The organism is Deltaproteobacteria bacterium, from assembly GCA_026712905.1.
Lineage (GTDB): Bacteria > Desulfobacterota > Binatia > UBA9968 > JAJDTQ01 > JAJDTQ01.
Genome location: JAPOPM010000192.1, coordinates 1 through 1,691, shown reverse-complemented (window position 1 = coordinate 1,691; position 1,691 = coordinate 1). Strand labels below are relative to the sequence as shown.

The following is a 1,691-nucleotide window of genomic DNA, read 5'->3' as shown; positions in this document are numbered from 1 at the left end:
GTGTCGCGCTCCACCGGGCAGGCCGCCATCCGCCGCATCCTCGTCAACGGCGAGCCGGTCCATCGGGATCCGGTGCTGTTCTGACCGGCCGCGGTTGGCGCAACGCGCAAGCATTCGTGTATCGTGGGACCCTGGCGGATCGTGGTCCAACTCATGCAGCATTTCATCAACCCGTGGCGGCATCAAGGCTTGTAACCGGCTACGATGAGTTCGATGATCCGGTTGTCGCTGCCTAACCCGTTATGTGCCTTCAACGGATCGGTGAGCAGGCCGACACCCGGGTTCCACAACGCCGCGCGCGACCCTGGTGACGACGTCGAGGACGATGTCCCAGTACTATGGGTAGGGATCTGGCAAAACCGGACGGCTCAACAGGTCGTTCGGATCATTGAACGCATAAGCCAGGGGTCACGGACGAAAGCGGCGGCATCAGGTCCGTTGCCACGACGCTTGATGTAACCATCGAGTGCGATGGCGCAGGGCAGGGCGGCATCGTCATCGCTGGTGGAACGGCCTCCTCTGCGGTCTGCATCGCGCCGCTTGGAAGCAACAGCATCATCTGGTTCGAGATCATGAAGAACCGGGGCGTGTTTGTAGGGAACTCCCCAGGCGAAATTTCTGAGGGTTCTTTTCTGATGCCGTCTCCATCTGCTCCAGCACGTGAACGTGATGCTGATGCCGAGGCTGAAGGGACGACAACGTTGCGGGCCTTGCTGTTGGAGTACTTCTTTGCGATGGTCCCGAACCCGTCGCGAACCGTGCCGAGAGTCGTGGGGAAGTATTCACCGGCGTAGAGCGCCACGTCGGCGAGGCTGTTGTTGAACAGCCAACGCTTGAGCTGGTTGTTCAGTATCAGCCGATGCTGAATGTAGATGGCTTCCGGTCGACCGTGTTGACCACTTTCTTTTTCGGCCAGGTGGAGTATGTTCAGTCAATCACGACCGTACGCAGTCCGAGCTTGCCGCCGCCAGAGCAATCCGCGGTGTGCCCGGTCATGCGTATCCTGCCGAGGGCATGCCGATGTCGAACGGTTTGGTAGATGTCAAACCCGAGCGCGAGTGCGTGGCCGCAATCCCGGCCTGAGAGGAACCGCCATAAAACGATCTGGTCCGGGGGAATTTCTTGACCCATGGCCTCGGGCCACTACATATTCTTCCAGCGCGCATTCCCCGTCGATGCGGCTGGGAAGCGGGTTTGTATTGGAGACCGGAGGAGACGGATGATTTCACGATTGATGACGGCACTTGTGCTGGCGTGTCTTTGGTCTTCAACGGCCGTGATGGCGGCTCCGATCCACGACGCAGTGCGGCAGGGCCATGAGCGTCGCGTCAGAAAGCTGCTGGCCGATGGCGTGGACGCGAACGCCAAAGACGAACACGGGCGGACTCCCCTTCACTGGGCGTTACGCTACGGCGAAGCGGGAACGGCGGAGGCCCTGCTCGCTGCCGGCGCGGACGCGAACGCCAAAGACGAACACGGGCGGACTCCCCTTTACTGGGCGTTACGCTACGGCGAAGCGGGAACGGCGGAGGCCCTGCTCGGTGCCGGCGCGGACGCGAACGCCAAAGACGAACACGGGCGGACTCCCCTTCACTGGGCGTTACGCTACGGCAAAGCGGGAACGGCGGAGGCCCTGCTCGCTGCCGGCGCGGACGTGAACGCCAAAACCAAAGATGAGGCGACTCCCCTGC

General features: G+C 61.9%; 1 protein-coding gene. It reads left to right on the top strand.

Annotation, left to right across the window (positions count from 1 at the left end; genetic code table 11):
• Positions 1-1,219: 1,219 nt before the first annotated feature.
• Positions 1,220-1,691 (top strand): ankyrin repeat domain-containing protein (locus tag OXF11_16015; protein MCY4488599.1); only part of this gene is annotated, 472 nt, incomplete at its 3' end.